21 protein-coding genes are annotated in these 17,788 nt (G+C 61.9%); 11 read left to right on the forward strand and 10 right to left on the reverse strand.

Going from position 1 to position 17,788, the window contains the following annotated elements; all coding sequences use genetic code 11:
* Positions 1-865 (reverse strand): ROK family protein (locus C9427_RS18715; RefSeq protein ID WP_107650670.1); only part of this gene is annotated, 865 nt, incomplete at its 3' end.
* Between the two features lie 273 nt (positions 866-1,138).
* Here C9427_RS18715 and xylF point away from each other — a divergent pair.
* From xylF to C9427_RS18735, 4 genes are all read left to right on the forward strand, one after another.
* Positions 1,139-2,179: a D-xylose ABC transporter substrate-binding protein gene (gene xylF, locus C9427_RS18720; protein WP_107650604.1), complete on the forward strand. Its 1,041-nt coding sequence runs from the start codon at positions 1,139-1,141 to the stop codon at positions 2,177-2,179.
* A 147-nt stretch (positions 2,180-2,326) separates the two neighbouring features.
* On the forward strand, positions 2,327-3,643 hold the full coding sequence (locus tag C9427_RS18725) for a sugar ABC transporter permease (protein ID WP_107650605.1): 1,317 nt from the start codon (positions 2,327-2,329) through the stop codon (positions 3,641-3,643).
* A 14-nt stretch (positions 3,644-3,657) separates the two neighbouring features.
* On the forward strand, positions 3,658-4,458 hold the full coding sequence (locus tag C9427_RS18730; protein WP_107650606.1) for an ATP-binding cassette domain-containing protein: 801 nt from the start codon (positions 3,658-3,660) through the stop codon (positions 4,456-4,458).
* A 426-nt stretch (positions 4,459-4,884) separates the two neighbouring features.
* The gene (locus C9427_RS18735) at positions 4,885-6,525 is read left to right on the forward strand and encodes a CHASE domain-containing protein (protein WP_107650607.1); all 1,641 of its coding nucleotides are present in this window, start codon (positions 4,885-4,887) and stop codon (positions 6,523-6,525) included.
* A gap of 89 nt (positions 6,526-6,614) precedes the next feature.
* Here the strand turns inward: C9427_RS18735 and C9427_RS18740 are convergent, their stop codons facing one another.
* The 6 genes from C9427_RS18740 to C9427_RS18765 all read right to left on the reverse strand — a co-directional run bounded on the left by C9427_RS18740 (position 6,615) and on the right by C9427_RS18765 (position 10,214).
* Entirely contained in the window at positions 6,615-6,860 is a 246-nt protein-coding gene (locus C9427_RS18740; RefSeq protein ID WP_006328050.1) for a YMGG-like glycine zipper-containing protein, read from the reverse strand.
* Positions 6,861-6,942: 82 nt separating this feature from the next.
* Entirely contained in the window at positions 6,943-7,269 is a 327-nt protein-coding gene (locus C9427_RS18745) for a hypothetical protein (RefSeq protein ID WP_107650608.1), read from the reverse strand.
* 157 nt (positions 7,270-7,426) lie between these two features.
* Positions 7,427-7,606, reverse strand: a complete 180-nt coding sequence (locus tag C9427_RS18750; protein WP_107650671.1) for a hypothetical protein — start codon at positions 7,604-7,606, stop codon at positions 7,427-7,429.
* Between the two features lie 161 nt (positions 7,607-7,767).
* Positions 7,768-8,802 carry a sensor histidine kinase gene (locus tag C9427_RS18755; protein ID WP_107650609.1) on the reverse strand — a complete coding sequence of 345 codons (1,035 nt, stop codon included), beginning with the start codon at positions 8,800-8,802 and terminating at the stop codon, positions 7,768-7,770.
* A 155-nt stretch (positions 8,803-8,957) separates the two neighbouring features.
* Positions 8,958-9,122, reverse strand: a complete 165-nt coding sequence (locus C9427_RS18760) for a DUF1328 domain-containing protein (protein ID WP_036240811.1) — start codon at positions 9,120-9,122, stop codon at positions 8,958-8,960.
* A 297-nt stretch (positions 9,123-9,419) separates the two neighbouring features.
* Complete coding sequence (locus C9427_RS18765) at positions 9,420-10,214, reverse strand: response regulator (RefSeq protein WP_097572062.1); 795 nt, start codon at positions 10,212-10,214, stop codon at positions 9,420-9,422.
* Between the two features lie 218 nt (positions 10,215-10,432).
* Here C9427_RS18765 and C9427_RS18770 point away from each other — a divergent pair, with 218 nt between their 5' ends.
* Both C9427_RS18770 and C9427_RS18775 read left to right on the forward strand, forming a co-directional pair.
* The gene (locus C9427_RS18770) at positions 10,433-10,624 is read left to right on the forward strand and encodes a NepR family anti-sigma factor (protein ID WP_167434399.1); all 192 of its coding nucleotides are present in this window, start codon (positions 10,433-10,435) and stop codon (positions 10,622-10,624) included.
* Positions 10,625-10,627: 3 nt separating this feature from the next.
* Complete coding sequence (locus C9427_RS18775; protein WP_008873939.1) at positions 10,628-11,179, forward strand: sigma-70 family RNA polymerase sigma factor; 552 nt, start codon at positions 10,628-10,630, stop codon at positions 11,177-11,179.
* 32 nt (positions 11,180-11,211) lie between these two features.
* Here the strand turns inward: C9427_RS18775 and C9427_RS18780 are convergent, their stop codons facing one another.
* The gene (locus C9427_RS18780) at positions 11,212-11,592 is read right to left on the reverse strand and encodes a response regulator (RefSeq protein ID WP_107650611.1); all 381 of its coding nucleotides are present in this window, start codon (positions 11,590-11,592) and stop codon (positions 11,212-11,214) included.
* A 140-nt stretch (positions 11,593-11,732) separates the two neighbouring features.
* On the opposite strand from C9427_RS18780, the gene C9427_RS18785 reads away from it, so the two are divergent.
* From C9427_RS18785 to C9427_RS18795, 3 genes are all read left to right on the forward strand, one after another.
* Positions 11,733-12,494: a Crp/Fnr family transcriptional regulator gene (locus tag C9427_RS18785; RefSeq protein ID WP_107650612.1), complete on the forward strand. Its 762-nt coding sequence runs from the start codon at positions 11,733-11,735 to the stop codon at positions 12,492-12,494.
* 131 nt (positions 12,495-12,625) lie between these two features.
* A complete protein-coding gene (locus tag C9427_RS18790; RefSeq protein ID WP_107650613.1) occupies positions 12,626-12,952 on the forward strand; it encodes an ElaB/YgaM/YqjD family protein in 327 nt (108 codons plus the stop codon).
* An 8-nt stretch (positions 12,953-12,960) separates the two neighbouring features.
* Positions 12,961-13,425, forward strand: a complete 465-nt coding sequence (locus tag C9427_RS18795; RefSeq protein ID WP_107650614.1) for a hypothetical protein — start codon at positions 12,961-12,963, stop codon at positions 13,423-13,425.
* Position 13,426: 1 nt separating this feature from the next.
* Here the strand turns inward: C9427_RS18795 and C9427_RS18800 are convergent, their stop codons facing one another.
* The gene (locus tag C9427_RS18800) at positions 13,427-14,938 is read right to left on the reverse strand and encodes a sensor histidine kinase (RefSeq protein WP_107650615.1); all 1,512 of its coding nucleotides are present in this window, start codon (positions 14,936-14,938) and stop codon (positions 13,427-13,429) included.
* Between the two features lie 151 nt (positions 14,939-15,089).
* On the opposite strand from C9427_RS18800, the gene C9427_RS34125 reads away from it, so the two are divergent.
* Positions 15,090-15,266, forward strand: coding sequence for a hypothetical protein (locus C9427_RS34125; RefSeq protein ID WP_167434400.1), 177 nt, complete (start codon positions 15,090-15,092; stop codon positions 15,264-15,266).
* 29 nt (positions 15,267-15,295) lie between these two features.
* On the opposite strand, the gene C9427_RS18805 is transcribed toward C9427_RS34125, so the two are convergent.
* Complete coding sequence (locus tag C9427_RS18805; RefSeq protein WP_107650616.1) at positions 15,296-16,216, reverse strand: diacylglycerol/lipid kinase family protein; 921 nt, start codon at positions 16,214-16,216, stop codon at positions 15,296-15,298.
* Positions 16,217-16,467: 251 nt separating this feature from the next.
* Here C9427_RS18805 and C9427_RS18810 point away from each other — a divergent pair, with 251 nt between their 5' ends.
* Positions 16,468-17,787 (forward strand): PRC-barrel domain-containing protein, encoded by a 1,320-nt coding sequence (locus C9427_RS18810; RefSeq protein WP_107650617.1) that lies wholly within the window; start codon positions 16,468-16,470, stop codon positions 17,785-17,787.
* Position 17,788 lies beyond the last annotated feature (1 nt).

The raw sequence follows: 17,788 nt of genomic DNA on the forward strand, positions 1-17,788 counted from the left end.
CGACCGGCTCGGTGTCCTCACCCATCTGTTTCGCATTGCGCCAGATGGCGTAATTGCCGGCATAGGCCTCGACACAGCCGCGCCGGCCACAGCGGCAGAGCGCGCCGCCCGGCCGATGGATCATGTGGCCGAATTCGCCGCCCGAGGAATGGGTGCCGGTGAACAGTTCACCCTTTAACACCAGCCCCATGCCGATGCCGTGCGAGAGCAGGATGGCGATGAAGTCGTCGCGGTAGCGCCCGGGGTCGCGCCAGCGCAGCGCCACCGCCATCATGTTGCAGTCATTCTCCATCGTGGCGGGAATACCGAACTCGGCTTCCAATATGTCGGCGAAGGCGATGTTCGTCTGCGGCGTGATCGGCGACCACAGCATGGCGCGCGCATGCGAATCGGTGATGCCCTGGATCGCCAGCGCGATGCGGGCGATGCTTTGCACATCGAGGTCGGGATCTTCGAGCCGGCGCCGGACTATGGCGACGCATTCATCGATCAACTCCTCGCGCGACATGGTCAGTGTGTCGAGCCGGCGCTGCTCCTCGGCGACCACCTGTCCGGCATAGTCGATGACGGCGACCGAAAGGAAATTCAGCGACAACACGACAGCCAGCACCGCCGCCGCTTCTGGATTGAGGGCGAGGCCGACCTGCGGCCGGCCGCGTTTCAACGAAACGGCCTCGCTTGCCTTGCTCTCGTTCAGGATGCCTTCCCCAATCAGGTCGGAAGAGATCGCAGATATGGTCGAATGGCTAAGGCCGGTGGTCGCGGCGATCTCCGTCCGCGACGGCTGGCCGGCGCGGCGTACGGCCGAAATGACCATCGCCCGGTTGCGCCGGCGCAAATCGTCGTGGCGGATTCCAACCGACATTTTCTCCTCCCTATTGCCTCCTCCCTTGCCGCGGCCGCTCATAAAATTGGCCGCCGTCGGCAAGGTCCGACAATTCTGTCAGAAGGATAAGGCCCTGTCATTATTTATTCCGGGGCTCGAAAAAAACTCGACACGACATCAAAATCCATCAGAATCGATGTTGACAGCGCCCGGGTGTTGGATCAGTATTTTTTCGAGGCTCGAAAAAATAGAGCCTTTGTGCCGGCCTTTGGGTCAGTCTAGTCACGCCATACGTGGCGCAGGGAGGATATCATGAAGAGATTCGCAGCCGCCATCATGGCGGGTGTCGCCATGTCGCTGACGCTTGCGTCGGTCGCGCAGGCGAAGGACAAGGTCATCGGCGTGTCGTGGTCGAACTTCCAGGAAGAGCGCTGGAAGACCGATGAAGCCGCGATGAAGGCAGCCATCGAGGCCGCCGGCGACAAGTATATTTCCGCCGACGCGCAGTCCAACCCCGGCAAGCAGCTCACCGATGTCGAGAGCCTGATCTCGCAGGGCGCCAACGCGCTGATCATCCTTGCGCAGGATGCCTCGGCCATCGGGCCGGCGGTGCAGAAGGCGCTGGACGAAGGCATTCCGGTCGTCGGCTACGACAGGCTGATCGAGAACAAGGACGTGTTCTACCTTACCTTCGACAACAAGGAAGTCGGCCGCATGCAGGCCCGCGAAGTGTTCAAGGTGAAGCCGGAAGGCAACTACGTCTTCATCAAGGGCTCGGGAGCCGATCCGAATGCCGATTTCCTGTTTGCCGGCTCGATGGAAGTGCTGAAGGACGCAATCGACAGCGGCAAGATCAAGAATGTCGGCGAAGCCTATACGGACGGCTGGCTCCCCGCCAACGCCCAGAAGAACATGGAACAGTTCCTTACCGCCAACGACAACAAGGTCGATGCGGTGGTTGCAGCCAATGACGGCACCGCCGGCGGCGTGGTCGCCGCGCTGACGGCGCAAGGCCTGGCTGGAACCGTTCCGGTGTCTGGTCAGGACGGCGACCATGCAGCGCTCAACCGCATCGCGCTCGGCACGCAGACCGTGTCGGTGTGGAAGGATGCGCGCGAGCTCGGCAAGAATGCCGCCGAGATCGCCTCGCAGCTGGCCGACGGCAAGAAGATGACCGACATTGCCGGCGTCAAGGATTTCACCACGCCTGGCGGCAACACCGTCACCTCGCTGTTCCTGACGCCGATCGCCATCACCAAGGACAATCTCAACGTCGTCATCGACGCCGGCTGGATCAAGAAGGAAGAGGTCTGCGCCGGCGTGGCGGCGGGCAGCGTCGCGGCCTGCAACTGATCCGGGCCGGTACCGGTTCGAAATCTGGCGCCGCGGCCCAAAAGCCGCGGCGTTTCTCAAGGTGCTTTCCGCTTCAAATGACCGGGGAAAGCCAATAGCATCATAGTCCGGCATCCGCGGCAGACGGCAAACCGGTGGGAGGACATCATGACCGACACGACCTCTGGCCAGCCGGCCGATACCGCGCGTGCCTCTGAACTCGGCGCCGTCGCGCGTTTCCTCAAAGCGACGGAGCTCGACACACGCATGCTCGGCATGGTCGGTGCGCTGCTCGTCATCTGGGTCGGCATCCACATCCTGTCGGGCGGGCTTTTCCTGACACCACGCAATCTGTGGAACCTGTCGGTGCAGACCTCCTCGGTCGCGATCATGGCAACCGGCATGGTGCTGGTCATCGTGATGCGCAACATCGATCTTTCGGTCGGCTCCGTCGAAGGCGTGATCGGCATGGTGATGGGCGTGGCGCAGGCCGAATTCCTCATCCGCGTCATCGGGTTCCAGGTGGGAAATCCCTGGATATGGATTATCGCATTGGCTGCTGGTGTGGTGCTCGGCCTTGCGATAGGCGCGCTGCAGGGCTTCATCATCGCCTATCTCGAGGTTCCGGCCTTCATCGTGACGCTGGGCGGCTTGCTGATCTGGCGTGGCATGGCGTGGCTGATGACGAGCGGGCGCACGGTTGCACCGCTCGATACGACCTTCCAGCTCATGGGCGGGGGGCCGCGTGGCTCGATCGGGGCAACCGCAAGCTGGATCGTCGGCGGTCTCGCCTGTCTGGCCGTCGCCTTCATGCTGCTCAACGGCCGTTCGCAGCGCAAGCGGTTCAAGTTTCCACTGCGTCCCGTCTGGGCGGAGAGCTTGCTTGGTGTTGTCGCCTGCGCGGCCATCCTCGGCGCTGTCTGGGTCGCCAATTCCTATCCCTGGCCGATCGGCATCGTGCGCCAATACGCCCAGAGGAACGGCATCACCGTCCCCGATGGCGGCCTGTTCATCGCCCATGGCATCGCCATACCGGTGCTGATGGCGGTGACAGTCGGCATCGTCATGACTTTCATCACCAGGCGCACCCGTTTCGGCCGCTATGTCTTTGCCATTGGCGGCAATCCGGAAGCCGCGGAACTCGCCGGCATCAACACGCGCTGGGTGACCATGAAGGTATTCATGATCATGGGTGTGCTGGCGGCGATCAGCGCGGCGATTGCGTCCGCCCGCCTCAATGCGTCGACCAATGCGCTGGGCACGCTGGACGAATTGCTGGTCATCGCCGCAGCCGTCATCGGCGGCACCTCGCTTGCCGGCGGCTCCGGCACGGTGCTCGGCGCCATGCTCGGTGCGCTTCTGATGCAGTCGCTGCAGTCCGGCATGGTGCTGCTCGGCATCGACTCGCCGCTGCAGAGCATCGTCGTCGGCGCCGTGCTGGTCGTCGCCGTCTGGCTCGACACCGTCTATCGCAAGCGGGTCTAGGGAGGAGAATGGCCATGGCAAACAACACCGCTCCCACAGGCACGCCGCTGATCGACATGCGCAACATCTCGATCGCCTTTGGCGGCATTCGCGCCGTCGACGATGCGTCGATCGACCTCTTCCCCGGCGAGGTCGTGGCGCTGCTCGGCCATAATGGCGCCGGCAAGTCGACGCTGATCAAGATCCTGTCGGGCGCCTACAAGCGCGATGCTGGCCAGATCTTCGTCAACGGCGAGGAGGCTTCGATCTCCAATCCGCGCGACGCCAAGAAATACGGCATCGAGACGATCTACCAGACGCTGGCTCTCGCCGACAATGTCGACGCCGCCGCCAACCTCTTCCTCGGTCGCGAGTTGATGACCGGCTGGGGCACGCTCGATGATGTCGCCATGGAAGCCGAGGCGCGCAAGGTGATGGGCCGGCTCAATCCGCGCTTCCAGCGTTTCAAAGAGCCGGTGATCAAGCTCTCGGGCGGCCAGCGGCAGTCGGTGGCGATCGCGCGCGCCATCCTGTTCAACGCCCGCATCCTGATCATGGATGAGCCGACGGCGGCGCTTGGACCGCAGGAGACGGCGCAGGTTGGCGAACTGGTCAGGCAGCTCAAGGCCGACGGCATCGGCATCTTTCTGATCAGCCACGATATTCACGATGTGTTCGAGCTTGCCGATCGCGTCTGCGTGATGAAAAACGGCCAGGTGGTCGGCACCGCGCGCACCAGCGACGTTACCCAGGACGAGGTGCTTGGCATGATCATCCTTGGCAAGTGCCCGCCGGGTGCTATTCCGGGACCAGGCGCGCTGAAGATCGCCGCCTGAAGAGCAGCATACTTTTATCGCCGCTGCACGAGGAGCAACGCGGTTGGGAGTTCCGATAAGCGCGACGATCGAGAAATTGAAAGGCCGCCGTATGTTGCAGCAGACGGCGGCCTTCGCGTGCCCACCCCAGTCCCCGTCGGCGCGCTTGAGTGTTAATTAGCGATAGCGAAAACATCAGATCAATATCATTTGTTATGGCGAATCAGATCCGCTTCCAACCGTGACAAAAATGCCGCGCGGGAACGAAGGTACGGCCGAAAAATGCCTTGCTTGGCGATCAAGGTCCCGGTCCGGTGATGGTTTGATAAGCCGGCTAAATTTCTTCCATGTGATAGGCCAGCCGTCATGATGAATTGGCCTCGCCATTGTGTTGACGCGGGGACTTGCCCATAAAGATTGCGAACCGATCATGGGCCGCATCCGCAGTTGAAGAAGTTCTTCCCGATTGTCGCTTTCATCGCCGTCGCGCTGATCAGCCTGACGATGGCGGGATTTGCTTATTTCGCCACGCAGGAGGCGGCGCGCATCAAGTTCGAGGCGACGGCGGATGACGCGCTGAACCGGATCGAGGGTCGCATCGACCTGCATCTGTCGCTGCTGCGATCGACCCAGGCGTTGTTCGACGCCCGCAATGGCGACATTTCGCGGGGCGAGTTCAAGGCGTTCTTCAGCGCGCTCGATATCGACAAGAATTTCGCCGGCCTGCGCGGCATCGGCTTTCTGCGGTTGGCGAAAACCGGCGACGAGGCAGCGGTCGAGCGGGACATCCTGCACGACCATGGTGCGGCCCATGCGATCTATCCCGATACGACACTGCCATGGCGCACGCCGATTGTGCTTTTCGAGCCGCTCGATCCCTCCAATCAATCCAGCATCGGCTACGACATGTTCACCGATCCGGTGCGGCGCGAGGCGATCGAAAAGGCGATGGCCGACGATCAGCAGCACGCGAGCGGGCTCGTCAAGCTCGGCCAGGAGACGGGCGCCGCGCAGACCTTCACCGGCTTCCTGGTGTTCGCGCGGCTCAATGTCGAGACCGCGCCGGACGTCATCGACGCGTCCAGGTCCTCGACATCAGGCTTTCTTTATGCCGCTTTCCGCGCTCGCGACCTGTTCCAGACCGCGCTCAGCCGCACGCCACTGTTGCCGGTCAACACCGAAATCTATGACGGCAAGGTGGAGGCCGACAATCTGTTGTTCCAGTCGGAAACGCCGCCGGTGTCGACCTTCGGCGACAGGCTGCTGGTTTCCCGCAAGCTGACCGTCGCCGGCCGCCAGTGGACCGTCTTGTTTCGGCCGACAAGCGCATTCTCGCAACCTTCTTCGCGCGCCATCCCGGTAATGCTCGGCCTGTTCGGGCTGCTGCTGGCAGGCGCGATAGCGCTGGTGGCACGCTATCAGGAGCGTGCCTATGACGCGGTGTCGCTGCTGCACGAGACGACGGAAAAGAGCCTGCTGGAAAAAGATCTGATGCTGCAGGAGATGAAGCATCGCATCAAGAACTCGATCACGCGGGTGCTGGCGATCGCACGTCAGACGGCATCGCACGCCAGCGACGTCAAGGAATTCTCGGCCTCCTTCTCGGCCCGGCTGCAAGCGATGGCGGCGTCCCAGGATATGCTGACACGCTCGCGCTGGCAGAAGGCCGATCTCGGCGATCTCCTGCGCATCGAGCTTGGCCAGGTGTTTGGCAAGGAGCTTCCCGATGGCATTCTGTCGGGGCCGCAGGTGCTGCTCGACGAGACGACGACGCAGGCGCTCGGCCTGACCTTTCACGAACTGGCGACGAACGCACTGAAATATGGCGAAGCCGGCAATTCAGCCAATACGCTCAAGGGCGACTCGGCGTTGAAGGTCGACTGGTCGCTTGAGGGCCGCGGGCGTGACAGGATGCTGTCTCTCAACTGGCGCGAAACCGGCCAAAAGAAACTCGAAGCGCCTGCAAAAACCGGGTTTGGCACCAAGCTGATCGATCTGAACGTCACCCGCGAATTGGGCGGTACGATCAATCGCCATTTTCGCGATAACGGGTTAAACGTGGAAATCAGAATCCCACTGCCAGGTTGAGACGGCATTGCCGCAGCGACAGCAGAAGCCCGGCGTGCAAATGCGGAGACCGGGGTCTCCGCATTTGACGTTCTCAGCTATCGAGCAAGTTAGTTGCAGCGAGCTGTGTAGATTCGACCATGACGGTCTCTGTACTGGCAATAGCCGTTCTGCAGACGGCGCACGAGCAGGCCGCCAATCGCACCGGCGCCGGCGCCGATCAAAGCGCCCTTGCCGCCACCAACGGCGCCACCGATGAGCGCGCCGCCCACGGTGCCGATACCCACGTTTTCTTCCGTGGTGGTACAGCCGCTGACCGCGACCACGGCAACCATGGCAATAATCATCTTCCGCATAGAGTCACTCCTCGCTTTGTCCTCACTTTAACAAGCTCTAGCCGCCATTTAGCATGAAATGAAGGCCTTTGCCTGCCCGATTTCATTGTTGGCTAAGATAGTCTTTTTCGGGGCGCGCGCCGTTCGATGCAACCACAAGATTGGAAATCTCCACCGATGCATCGAGCGTGCCGTCCGGACCAACATTCCAGACGATCTGATCGTAGTCATCTTCCAGAGCAGGGTCGACGGGAAGGCATTTGGCGACTATGCGCGCCGCCTGGCTGCGGACATCGCTCATGGCGAAGGGACGCTCGGCAGTGCATTCCGCGGCGGTTTCGAAAACACTCACCGGTACGTTGAGTTCGCGGCACTCGGTGATGTTGCTCGAGCAACCGATAACCAGCAGCACGGCGGCAATGTGTTCCATGGCAGCTATCCTCTCGCCACAAGAACGGCCCACAGCAGCCAAAGTTCCTGTGCGAGCGACAGAGCTCGTGAAATAATTGGAGGCGCGATACAGCCAAGTGACTGACGGCGAGCTTCATCTGGCGCGGCGGTCAGCCCAATGCGGTGCCGATTCGAGGTCAGGTCAACTGCAAAGCCGCCATCAACACGACGGCCGCGATCGATACCATAATTGCAAAGCGAAGCGACAGGTGCCGGGACGCGTGGGGCGAGGCCGATACTTCGAGATCCTGAAATCCTCCCATCGAGACGCGGGCGGCCTGCTCCAGCCTGTTCATATCGGAAACCGTCAAGATCATCCCTCCCATACTGCTCCACGAACCGCTGCCGAAACATCGGGTGGATCGGCAGGTTGCCAGCTGTATCTGGGAACAACAGCATCGGATTTTATGGTGAACAGCCGGTTAACTTTCGACTGCCATCTTCCGCGCCCTTTCCAAGACAGTCATCATCTATTTGATCAATCCGTCTCGAAATTGCCGTGGGGAACGACAAGGCGGTATTCGAGGCGGCCGTCCGCGATTTCAAGCGTCGCCGTGCCGTTCAGCGATGAAGGCACGACGCGCTCGAGCGCGACACTGCCGAACCGTTTTTCGTTGCGCCTGATTTCGTTGGCTCCGACGGCCTCGGCCCATGTCAATGACAGGGCGGTCTCGTCGGCGTGAGCGGCCGTCATATCGGCGGTCACCTCGACGAAGCCGTCGGCTCGCGACAGAGCGCCGTAGCTGACCGAGTTGACGGCGAGTTCATGCATGGCCAGACCGATATGCAGGGCCGCATTGGGATTGAGGTATGGGTTCGCGCCCTGAAAACGCAGGCTGCGCAGCGGATCGGCTCCGTAACGGCTGACCTGGCCGGACACGAGTTCGCGCAGTGCAGCTCCGCGCCAGTTGGACGATGTCACCAGGTCCTGGGACGATGCGAGCGACTGCAACCTGCCGCGAAAACGCGTCAGGAAATCGGGGAGTGTGTCCGAGTAACGGCCGGTCTGGGTGGCGATGCTCTGGATGATGGCTAAAAGGTTCTTTGAACGGTGACTGACCTCGCGCAGCAGCGTCCTCAGGGTCTGCTCGCGGCGTTTCTGCTCGGTCGTTTCGACCATGGTGGTAACGACGCCGATCACGGCGCCGCCGTCGCCGTGGTCGGCGTCTACCCATACCTGGAACCAGCGCACGCCATCGTCGGCGGGAACGTTGAGCTCGAGATGTTCCGGATTGCCGGAAGCAATAACGCTGCGTTTGGCCGCACCGATGCGTTCCGCCTGCGCCGGCGGCAAGATGCCGTTGCTGTCGACCGTGTCGACGGCCCATGGCGCGCGCATGTTGCGCGCCCATACGGTTTTCATCTCGCGATCCTGATAGAGAACTGAAATCCCGGCATTGTGAAGCGCATGAAGAAGGGCGCGGCCGAGCTGCATTCCGCTCTCAGCGGGATGCAAAGCGATAATCTCGTCACTTTGTCCGCTGTCTTTCATATCTTCGGCTTTGGAATGCATCGGCCACGTCGCCTACTGGTTTGGCGCTAAACGGCTCACCGACACACTGGGTTCCCCTAAAACGGTCCGCCGGACGGTGCTCGGTTGGAACTCCGTCCGGCGGTGGCTGGAAACCGTTTGAGGGGTGCGGTCTCCAGTGTTCGCTCAGGTGGGCTTCACGCCCGTTTGAACAGGCCGGCGATAAGCGAAATGATCAGGAAAGCGAGAAAGATGAAAAACAGTATCTGCGCTATACCGGCAGACGTGCCGGCGATGCCGCCGAAACCAAGCGCACCAGCGATGATCGCCACGACGAGAAATACGAGCGCCCAGTAAAGCATGGTTCATCTCCTTCGACTGATGTGAGAAAAAAACGTGGTTCGCTGCCGTTTGTTCCACCAATTCCCGAAAAAGACGATCCATTAAGGGCCTTTGCGACCTGAATTTTATCGCAAGGAGCGATGAAGCGAAGGCCTGCCGGTCCGGAAAATGGCGAGACGCAAGGGCCGTCCAGACCCTAAAGCGTGTCGAGTTGAAAGAAGTTCAGCCGACGCGCTTCAGGTCTTTTCATGCATGTCGTGTCCCAAACCGCTACGCAGCCTCGATCCAAGTCCGAAGGCATGCTTTCGCGACAAGCATCAGGCCGCGGCTTTTGCGTGCCGGTCGAAGAACAGCGCCTGACTGATCAAGGCTTTGACCATATCCGGATTGAACGGCTTGGTGACAAGGAAAGTCGGTTCCGGCCGCTCGCCGGTGAGGAGGCGCTCGGGGAAGGCGGTGATGAAAATCACCGGCACCGACGTGGACGACAGGATCTCGTTCACCGCCTCGATGCCCGAACTGCCGTCGGCAAGCTGGATGTCGGCCAGCACCATCCTTGGCCGCATCTTGCCGAACATCGCCACGGCTTCGGCATGGGTGCGCGCCGTTCCGACGACGCGATGGCCGAGGCTTTCGACCATTTCCTCAATGTCCATGGCGATCAGGGGCTCATCCTCGATGATCAGCACATCGGTCGCGACCTGGCGGGAAATCTCGTTGCTCGCCTGGGAGAGAAGCTCGGAGAATTCCTGCTCGTCGGCGTCGAGAATCTCCGCCGCCTCATCCTCACTGAAGCCTTCGACGGCGACCAGCAGGAAGGCCTGGCGGGGGCGGGGGGCGATCGCATTGAGATTGGCCGCGGCGCGCTGCTCCCACGCCGACTGCGCATGCTCCTGGGGAACGCGTATGGCGACCGAGGTAAACAGCCTGGCAAAGACCTTGTAGAGCGCGATGCGTTCGGTCGATGCCTTGGGAAAGATGTCGACGTCGGCTATGATGGCTTCAAGCATTGCGGCGACCAGCGCGTCGCCACTTTCCTGCGATCCGGAAACGGCCCGCGAGAAACGGCGGAGGAATGGCAGATGTGGAGCGATGGTTGCTGACAGACTCATGGTGGACGTCTCCCTCTGACGCGATTGCTTAGATTGCAGGTCAAGCCGTTTGCAAGCCCCGAAAACACAAACGCCGATTTTCCGAAAAAGTTCCGACGGTTGCGGAACTAATATAAGCGGAAGGCGTTAGAAACCGGGATGGGCAACCCAGACGAGGGTGCCGCTTGTGTTGAATATTGTGCGGCTCGGGTGCTGGGAATGAAGGGCGAACCAAGGACATGACGAAGAACACCACGGCCGGCGCCGACGGGCACCGGGCGGCTTCCGGCGACCTGCTCGGGCCGAACTCGGAAATTGGCCGCAAACTCAAACAATATTACGACGAGCTGGTCTCCGACCATGTGCCGGATCGCTTTGCCCAGTTGCTCAGCCAATTGGAACAGGCCGAACCCGCACAGAAGAAGGACTGAGGCATGGCCGCCGTCTCCCAAGGCTTCAAGACCGATCTGCTCGGCTCTATCCCGAGCTTGCGGGCCTTTGCCGTGTCGCTGACGCAAAATGCCGACAAGGCCGACGATCTGGTGCAGGAAACGCTGGTCAAGGCCTGGGACAAGCATGAGAGCTTCCAGCCCGGCACCAATCTCAAGGCATGGCTGTTCACCATCTTGCGCAATGAATTCTATTCGCAAATGCGCAAGCGCGGCCGCGAAGTACAGGACAGCGACGGCATCATGACGGCCCGGCTCGCCGTTCATCCGGCCCAGCATGGCCAACTCGACCTCAAGGATTTTCGCGGCGCGCTCGAGCAATTGCCCGAGGATCAGCGCGAAGCCATCATCCTGATCGGCGCTTCGGGCTTTTCCTATGAGGAAGCCGCCGAGATTTGCGGCTGCGCGGTCGGAACGATCAAGAGCCGCGTCAGCCGCGCCCGGGCACGACTGCAGGAGATCCTCAAGATTTCGGGTGAAGACGAGTTCGGCCCGGACGCGATCTCGGCGCAGGTGACAGGCTCGAACGCCGCCTGAAGGATGGCTGCGATAGCGGATGTAACCGCGTTTCAGACAACAGGTCCGCGGCCGCACGCCGCCGCTACCGCGCCGATGAGATCCTCCCCGGAATAGGGCTTCGTGACCAATCTGACATCGGGGAAGGACGCGTTGATTTCGTCCGCGTCCGAATAGCCGGAGGCAAAGACGAAGGGCACACCCGATTTGTGCAATCCCGAGGCGAAATCAAGCGTCGAGGCGCCGCCCAGCATGAGATCGACGATGGCCGCGTCGAACCGCGAGGCAACGTCTTTCCGGTCGATCTCGGCCAGATCGCGGGCGATGACCACGTCGCCGGCGCCATGGTCGCGGCAAAGCTGCTCGACATCCATGGCGATCAGAAATTCATCTTCCAGGACAAGGATCCGCAATCCGTCTAACAATGGGGCCACGTGGCAATATCTCCTTCAAAGCGGCAGGAGTCATGAGCGCTATTTGGCATCCTGTCATTTAAAAAAGACATGCTGACAGCCGGTGGCGGGAACCACGATCCTCGCAAGGCGTTTGCACTGGGTTTTCGAGAGGGGTCGAAATGCCTGGCCAGAACGGTCGCTCTTTTTCCAGCCGACAGTATCCATGCGAGAAGTGCCCGCTTCGGCCATTGCCGGCCTTTCGCGAGTTCGAAAAGCAGGAACTCGCTTTCGTCAGCACGTTCAAGAAAGGCGAGCTTGCCGTCGACAAGGGCGCCACGGTCCTGGTCGAGGGCAGTCATAGCGCCCATCTCTACACGGTGCTTTCCGGCTGGGCTTTCCGTTACAAATTGATGTCGGACGGCCGCCGCCAGATCCTGAATTATTCGATGCCGGGCGACCTCATCGGCCTGCAGGGCAGTCTGATGGGCGAGATGCAGCATTCCATCGAGGCACTGTCGCCGATGCTGCTCTGCGTCTTCGAGCGTGAACATCTGCCCGAGCTCTACCGCAACCATCCGGGCCTCGCCTACGACATCACCTGGATCGCGTCGCGGGAGGAGCGCATGCTGGACGAGAACTTGCTCAGCATCGGCCGCCGCACCGCGCTCGAACGCGCCGCCTATCTCATCGCCTTCATCTCCAGTCGCGCCAGAGCGGTTGGATTGAATGGCAAGACGCCGGTGCGGATCCCGATCACCCAGCAACACATAGCCGACACGCTCGGCCTGTCGCTGGTCCATACCAACAAGACGATCCGCAAGCTGATCGACCGCAAGCTGATCGTCTGGCGCGACGGTGGTTGCGAGGTGATCGACGGTGAAAGGCTGAGGGAGCTCGCCCGTTGGGAAGGGTTGGGTGAGGATCGCCGGCCGCTGATCTGAACACCCGAGGCGGGATGCTCGTGCCGGGCTGGACTCGGGTGCAGAAACGGCCTTTCATGGGCCCTGTGCCGATTTCGGAACCTTGACGTTTATCAGGCGTTTGAAATCAAGCAAACGCAAGGAGTTAAGCAATGGCGACTGCCGCAGGAAAGACCGCGAACGAAAGCCGGGCGAATTCGGATCTGGAAGCCGACATCAGGCAATTGAAAGCCGATATCGAAAAACTGACTAAGCAATTGGCCAGGACCGGCGAGCATGGCTACGGGACGGCCCGGCGTGCCGCTGTCGAAGGCGTAGAGCAATTGCGCGCCCAAGGGGAAGCTGCCTTTAGTAGCCTCAGCAGCAACGCCAAGGACATCGAGGCGCAGATGGTGGCCAGCGTGCGCGAAAAGCCGGTGACGTCGCTGGCGATCGCGGCTGGGGTCGGCTTCCTCTTCGCGCTCCTCGCTCGGCGCTAGTTTCGACCGTGGGAATGCTGGCAACCCTGATCTCGGGTCTGGCTTCAGGGGAAACCGTCGCAGCCATGCGCCGCGCGCGCACGGCTGCCGTCGCTTATGGGTTGGCGGCACTTACCGCCTTTTGCGGCCTCGGCTTCCTCGTCGGGGCAGCCTATATCTGGGCTGCGAGCCGCTATGGCTCGATGGCTGCTGCTCTGGGCTTCGGGATCGGTTTCCTGCTGATCGCGGGACTCATCCTGCTTGTCTACAGGATATCGGCCGGCACGCGCGCCCGGCGTCAGGCGCAAAGGCGCAACGCCGACATCAAGGCGATCGGCATCGCAGCCGCGCTCGCCGCGCTGCCGACATTGCTCAAGGGGAAAGTCGGCATGGGAGCCGTCCTCGGGCCGGCGATTGCGCTCGTCGCCTACGCCATCTACCGCGAGAACACAAAGCCAGGTCCCGACGATCCGGATGCTGGCAGCACACAATAAGTCACTTCGACAGATCCTCCAGCGGCATCGATATTTCAGCGAATACGCCTTCAGGCCGGTATTCGTGGGTCACTTCGCTGGAGATGACCTTGGCCAGGCTGCGACGGATCAGGATCGATCCGAAGCCTTGGCGTTCAGGCGGGGCCACCTTGGGGCCGCCGCTCTCGCGCCAGGTTAGCACAAGGCGCCGCGCGCCTCTCTTGCCCAGGGTCTTCCAATCGAGATCAACCTTGCCCGAAGGCGCCGACAGCGATCCGTATTGCAGCGCATTGCTGGCCAGTTCGTGCAAGATCAGGCCAAGCCCGACCGCCTGGTCGGGCGAAAGCAGGAGGTCGGCGCCCGAGATCGTCATGCGCGGCTCCTGGACGCTGTCGAACGGCTTCACTTCGATCTGCACGAGCTCGCGAATGCCGATGCCGCGCCATTCGCGGTCGGACAGGAGGTTGTGGGCGACGCCGAGTGCCTGCAGCCTGGCGCCGAAGGCCTGGAGGAATTCGCTCGGCTGGCGGGCATGACGAACGGTCTGCGTTGCCAGCGCCTGCACCGTCGCCAGCGTGTTCTTGACGCGATGGTTCAGCTCGCGCAGCAGCAGCCGCTGCCGCTCTTCGCCCAGCTTGCGTTCGGTGATGTCGTAATTGACGCCGAAGATCAGCGTCGGCTTGCCGTCGCCATCGCGCTCGATGACACGGCCACGCGTGGCGATCCATCGTGGCGGATCGAAGCCTTTGACGCGGTATTCGCCAAAATAGTCGTCGCTGCCGGTCAGCGCATCGCGAAAGCGCGTCTCCGTCTGGTAGACGTCGCGCGGGTCGATGGCGGTCAGGATGTCGCGCGCCTTGAGCCGGTTCGAGCGCGGCAGATTAAACAGCTCGGACAGGAGGACATCGCATTCGATCATGTCGGTGCGGATGTCCCACGCCCAGCTGGCGAGCGAGGCAGCGTCAAGGGCAATGGCGCGGCGCTTCTCCTCACGCGCAAGCGCGGCCTCGGCTATGGCGGCGTTGCGGGTAGCGTCCTTCAGCGTGAACAGGCTGGCGGCAAGGCCGGCCAGCGCTTTCAGTTGTTCGAGCTTGGCAGCGGACGGAAATGCATGCGGCTTGCGGTCGAGCACGCAGAGCGTGCCGATCCGGGCGCCGGCCACCACCATCGGTGCGCCGGCGTAGAAGCGGATATGGTGCGCGCCGGTGACCAGCGGATTGGCTGAGAAGCGGGGATCGACGGCGGCATCGGCCACCACCAATGGTTCGTCGCCCGCAGCGATGGCGTGGGCGCAGAAGGAAATGTCGGCCGCTGTCTCGGCCTCATCCAGTCCGACACAGGATTTGAACCATTGCCGCTCGGCATCGAGCAGCGTGACCAGCGCGATAGGTGCTTGCATCATCGCGGCGGCAAGTCTGCTGATCCGGTCGAAGTCAGGATCCGCGGCTGTGTCGAGCGCGTCGAGACCATGCAGCACGGCAAGCCGGTCGGCGTCGTCGACGGCGCGACGGACGCTGGCCGGCAGTACCGGCATTTTCTGGACTCGTTTATCCACCACGCACCCAAATTCGCCGGCTTGCCGTCTTCGCCGCCACACGCTGTTGTCTCAGGAACTTTCGTAACAGGGAATCGTTACCCGACAATGCCTTGCCAGACGCCGATGCCAACCAACGGAGAGGCCAAACATGGCCAAGATCATTCCTGAAGACAAAGCCCGCCAGGGGCGCTGGGGTCGTCATGGCTTGCGTATCTTGATCGCCGCGCTGCTTCTGGCTTTCATCGCTTGGGGTATCGCTGAAATTTACGGCGAGATGATCGACACGACGCCGACGGCTGAACAGGGGGAGCTTCCCAAGGGCTGAAGCCTGCCGATTGACCATGCCGGCTTGCATCACGCGGCCTTCGCCTGGGCAGAGCGCGCCGGAACCAGAACATTCAGCGCGCCGGGATGGATTTCGATCGTCGTTTCGCGCTCAAGTCCGACCAATTCGCCATCCATGACGGCACGGTATTTCCTGGCCGCCGAATGGATTTTCAGAACGACCCGGTCGGCCTGGTGGATTTCGACATGCTGACTGGCGCGCCATCTGCCGCGCGCGATGTCGAAGAGGAATCTGACCAACTCGCTGCGCTGCTGCGCCACAGTGACGTAGATGCCGAGCACGCCGCCGGCCGGATTGTCGGCATAGGGCAGGTGGCCTTCGCCAAACAGATTGTTGGTGACGCCGATGCCGGTGGTGCGTGTCACAATCTCGGCCTCGCCGACGGCCAGCGTCACTTTCATTGGCGACGGATTCTTGATCGTTGCCCAGGCGGCCCGCGCGGAGGCCTGCATCTTTCCCAGCCGAGATCCGAATTCCATGTTCTGGCGTAGCTGCACCATTCTGGCGTGCAGGCCGATCGAGAACTGATGCACGAAGGGCCGGCCGTTGGCGGTTGCCACATCGACCGCAATCACTTCGCCGTCAGCGAAGGATTTCACGGCTGCGTCAAGCGTCTGCGGGATGCCGAGCCCGCGCGCGAAAAGGTTCATGGTCCCAGCGGGCAATATGGCGAGTGCCTTCTTCCCGCCCATCAGCCGCGCCGCGGCAGCCGAAATGGTGCCGTCGCCACCACCGGCCAGCACAATGTCGACGCTGCGTTTGGCAGCGATGCTGTCCAAGGTCTTGACGATGTCCTTGCCAGCAACGATGTCGATATCGAGGGAATGCCCCGCAGCCTCCAGCGTCTGGCGCATCCTGTCCGAAAAGGCGGCAAGATCGGTCGTGCGCAGGGTGCCGCCATCCCGGTTCAGCACCGCTGCAAATCGCATGCCCCGCTCCGTTTCTGCTGGCTGCCATTCGAGCCATTGGGGCCGGGACAGTCACACTCAAGGGCCGGGATCCATCCAGCCGCAGGCTGAAACGAGGTGGCTGAGAAAAGGTTCCGTATGCCGTGGCGAATCCGAAGGGCGGAACAACAACGGGGTCACGACGTTGTGAACAAGTAGGCCGCGTTCGATCTTCCGGCGACGGTTCAAGGGGACGCTGCCTGCACGAAATCACGCACGAGGAGGACATCAAGATGATCCGCACCCTTTTAGCCACGACCGCACTCGCCACGTTGATTGCAACGGGCGCCTATGCACAGTCGGCGACGACACCGGCGCCAGCGGAGGCGCCGGCCACTCAGGAGGCGGCGCCGGTCGTGCAGCGCGCCGATGGTAGCATCGTCACCAACATCATAGGTGAATCGGTCTACAATGGCACAGGTGACGATGCCCAGAATATCGGCATGGTCAGCGATGTTGTGTTCGACGAGGCCGGCCAGGCGAAATCCGCCGTCATTGGAGTTGGCGGTTTCCTCGGCATCGGGGCCAAGGACATTGCTTTCGATTACGGCAAGCTGCAAAGGGTCGAAAGGAATGGCGACCGTTGGCTGGTCGCCCAGACGACCAAGGAAGAGTTGACGGCTCAGCCGGAATTCGACCGCAAGCCTTACGATCCTGCCCCCGCGGCCTCTGCGGCGCCTGCAGCACCTTCCGCTTCCGGCGACAGTGCGCAAGGCGGACCGCCGGCGCCCGTCGACATGAATGCTCAACCGGTGAAGCGCGCCGAGGGGAATCTCGCCACCAACATAATCGGTGAAAGCGTCTACAACGGGACTGGCGACGACGCTCAGAATATCGGCGACGTCAACGATATCGTTCTGACCAAGGACGGCAAGGCGGAGTCACTTGTGATCGGCGTTGGCGGTTTCCTCGGCATCGGAGAAAAGAGTGTCGCCTATCCTTTCGATAAGGCTGCATGGGCGCAGAAGAACGGCGATCGCTGGCTGGTGGCCCAGACCACCAAGGAAGAATTGACGGCGCAGCCCGACTTCAACCGCAAGGCCTATGATCCAGCCCCAGCGACCACGGCATCCAACGACGCTACGACGCCCGCTCCGACCTCGCCTACCGAGACCGCCGCTCCGGCCCCGGCGGAAAAGACGGCTGAAGCTCCGGCTGCGGCAACGCCCGATGCGAAGGCGACCGATCCCACTCAAACCGCGGCGATCGACAAGTCGACGTTGACCGAGGTTCCGGTGGGCGAAATTCGCGGTGACGACCTGAAGGGCACCACCGTCTACGGCGCCAACGACGCCAGGGTTGGCGAGATCGGCGACGTCGTGCTGGCGCCCGACAGCAAGCCCGACGCGGTGATCGTCGATGTCGGCGGCTTCCTCGGCATGGGTGAGAAGGAGGTGGCGGTCGGCGTGGACAACCTCAAATTCATGACCGACAAGGACGGCAAGAAATACCTCTACACAACCTTCACCAAGGAACAACTTGAGGCCCAGGCTGCCTATGACAAGAACAGCTATGCCGAGAAGCGCGACGAACAGCGGATGATGATGCAATGAA

The organism is Mesorhizobium helmanticense, from assembly GCF_003034915.1.
GTDB lineage: Bacteria > Pseudomonadota > Alphaproteobacteria > Rhizobiales > Rhizobiaceae > Mesorhizobium > Mesorhizobium helmanticense.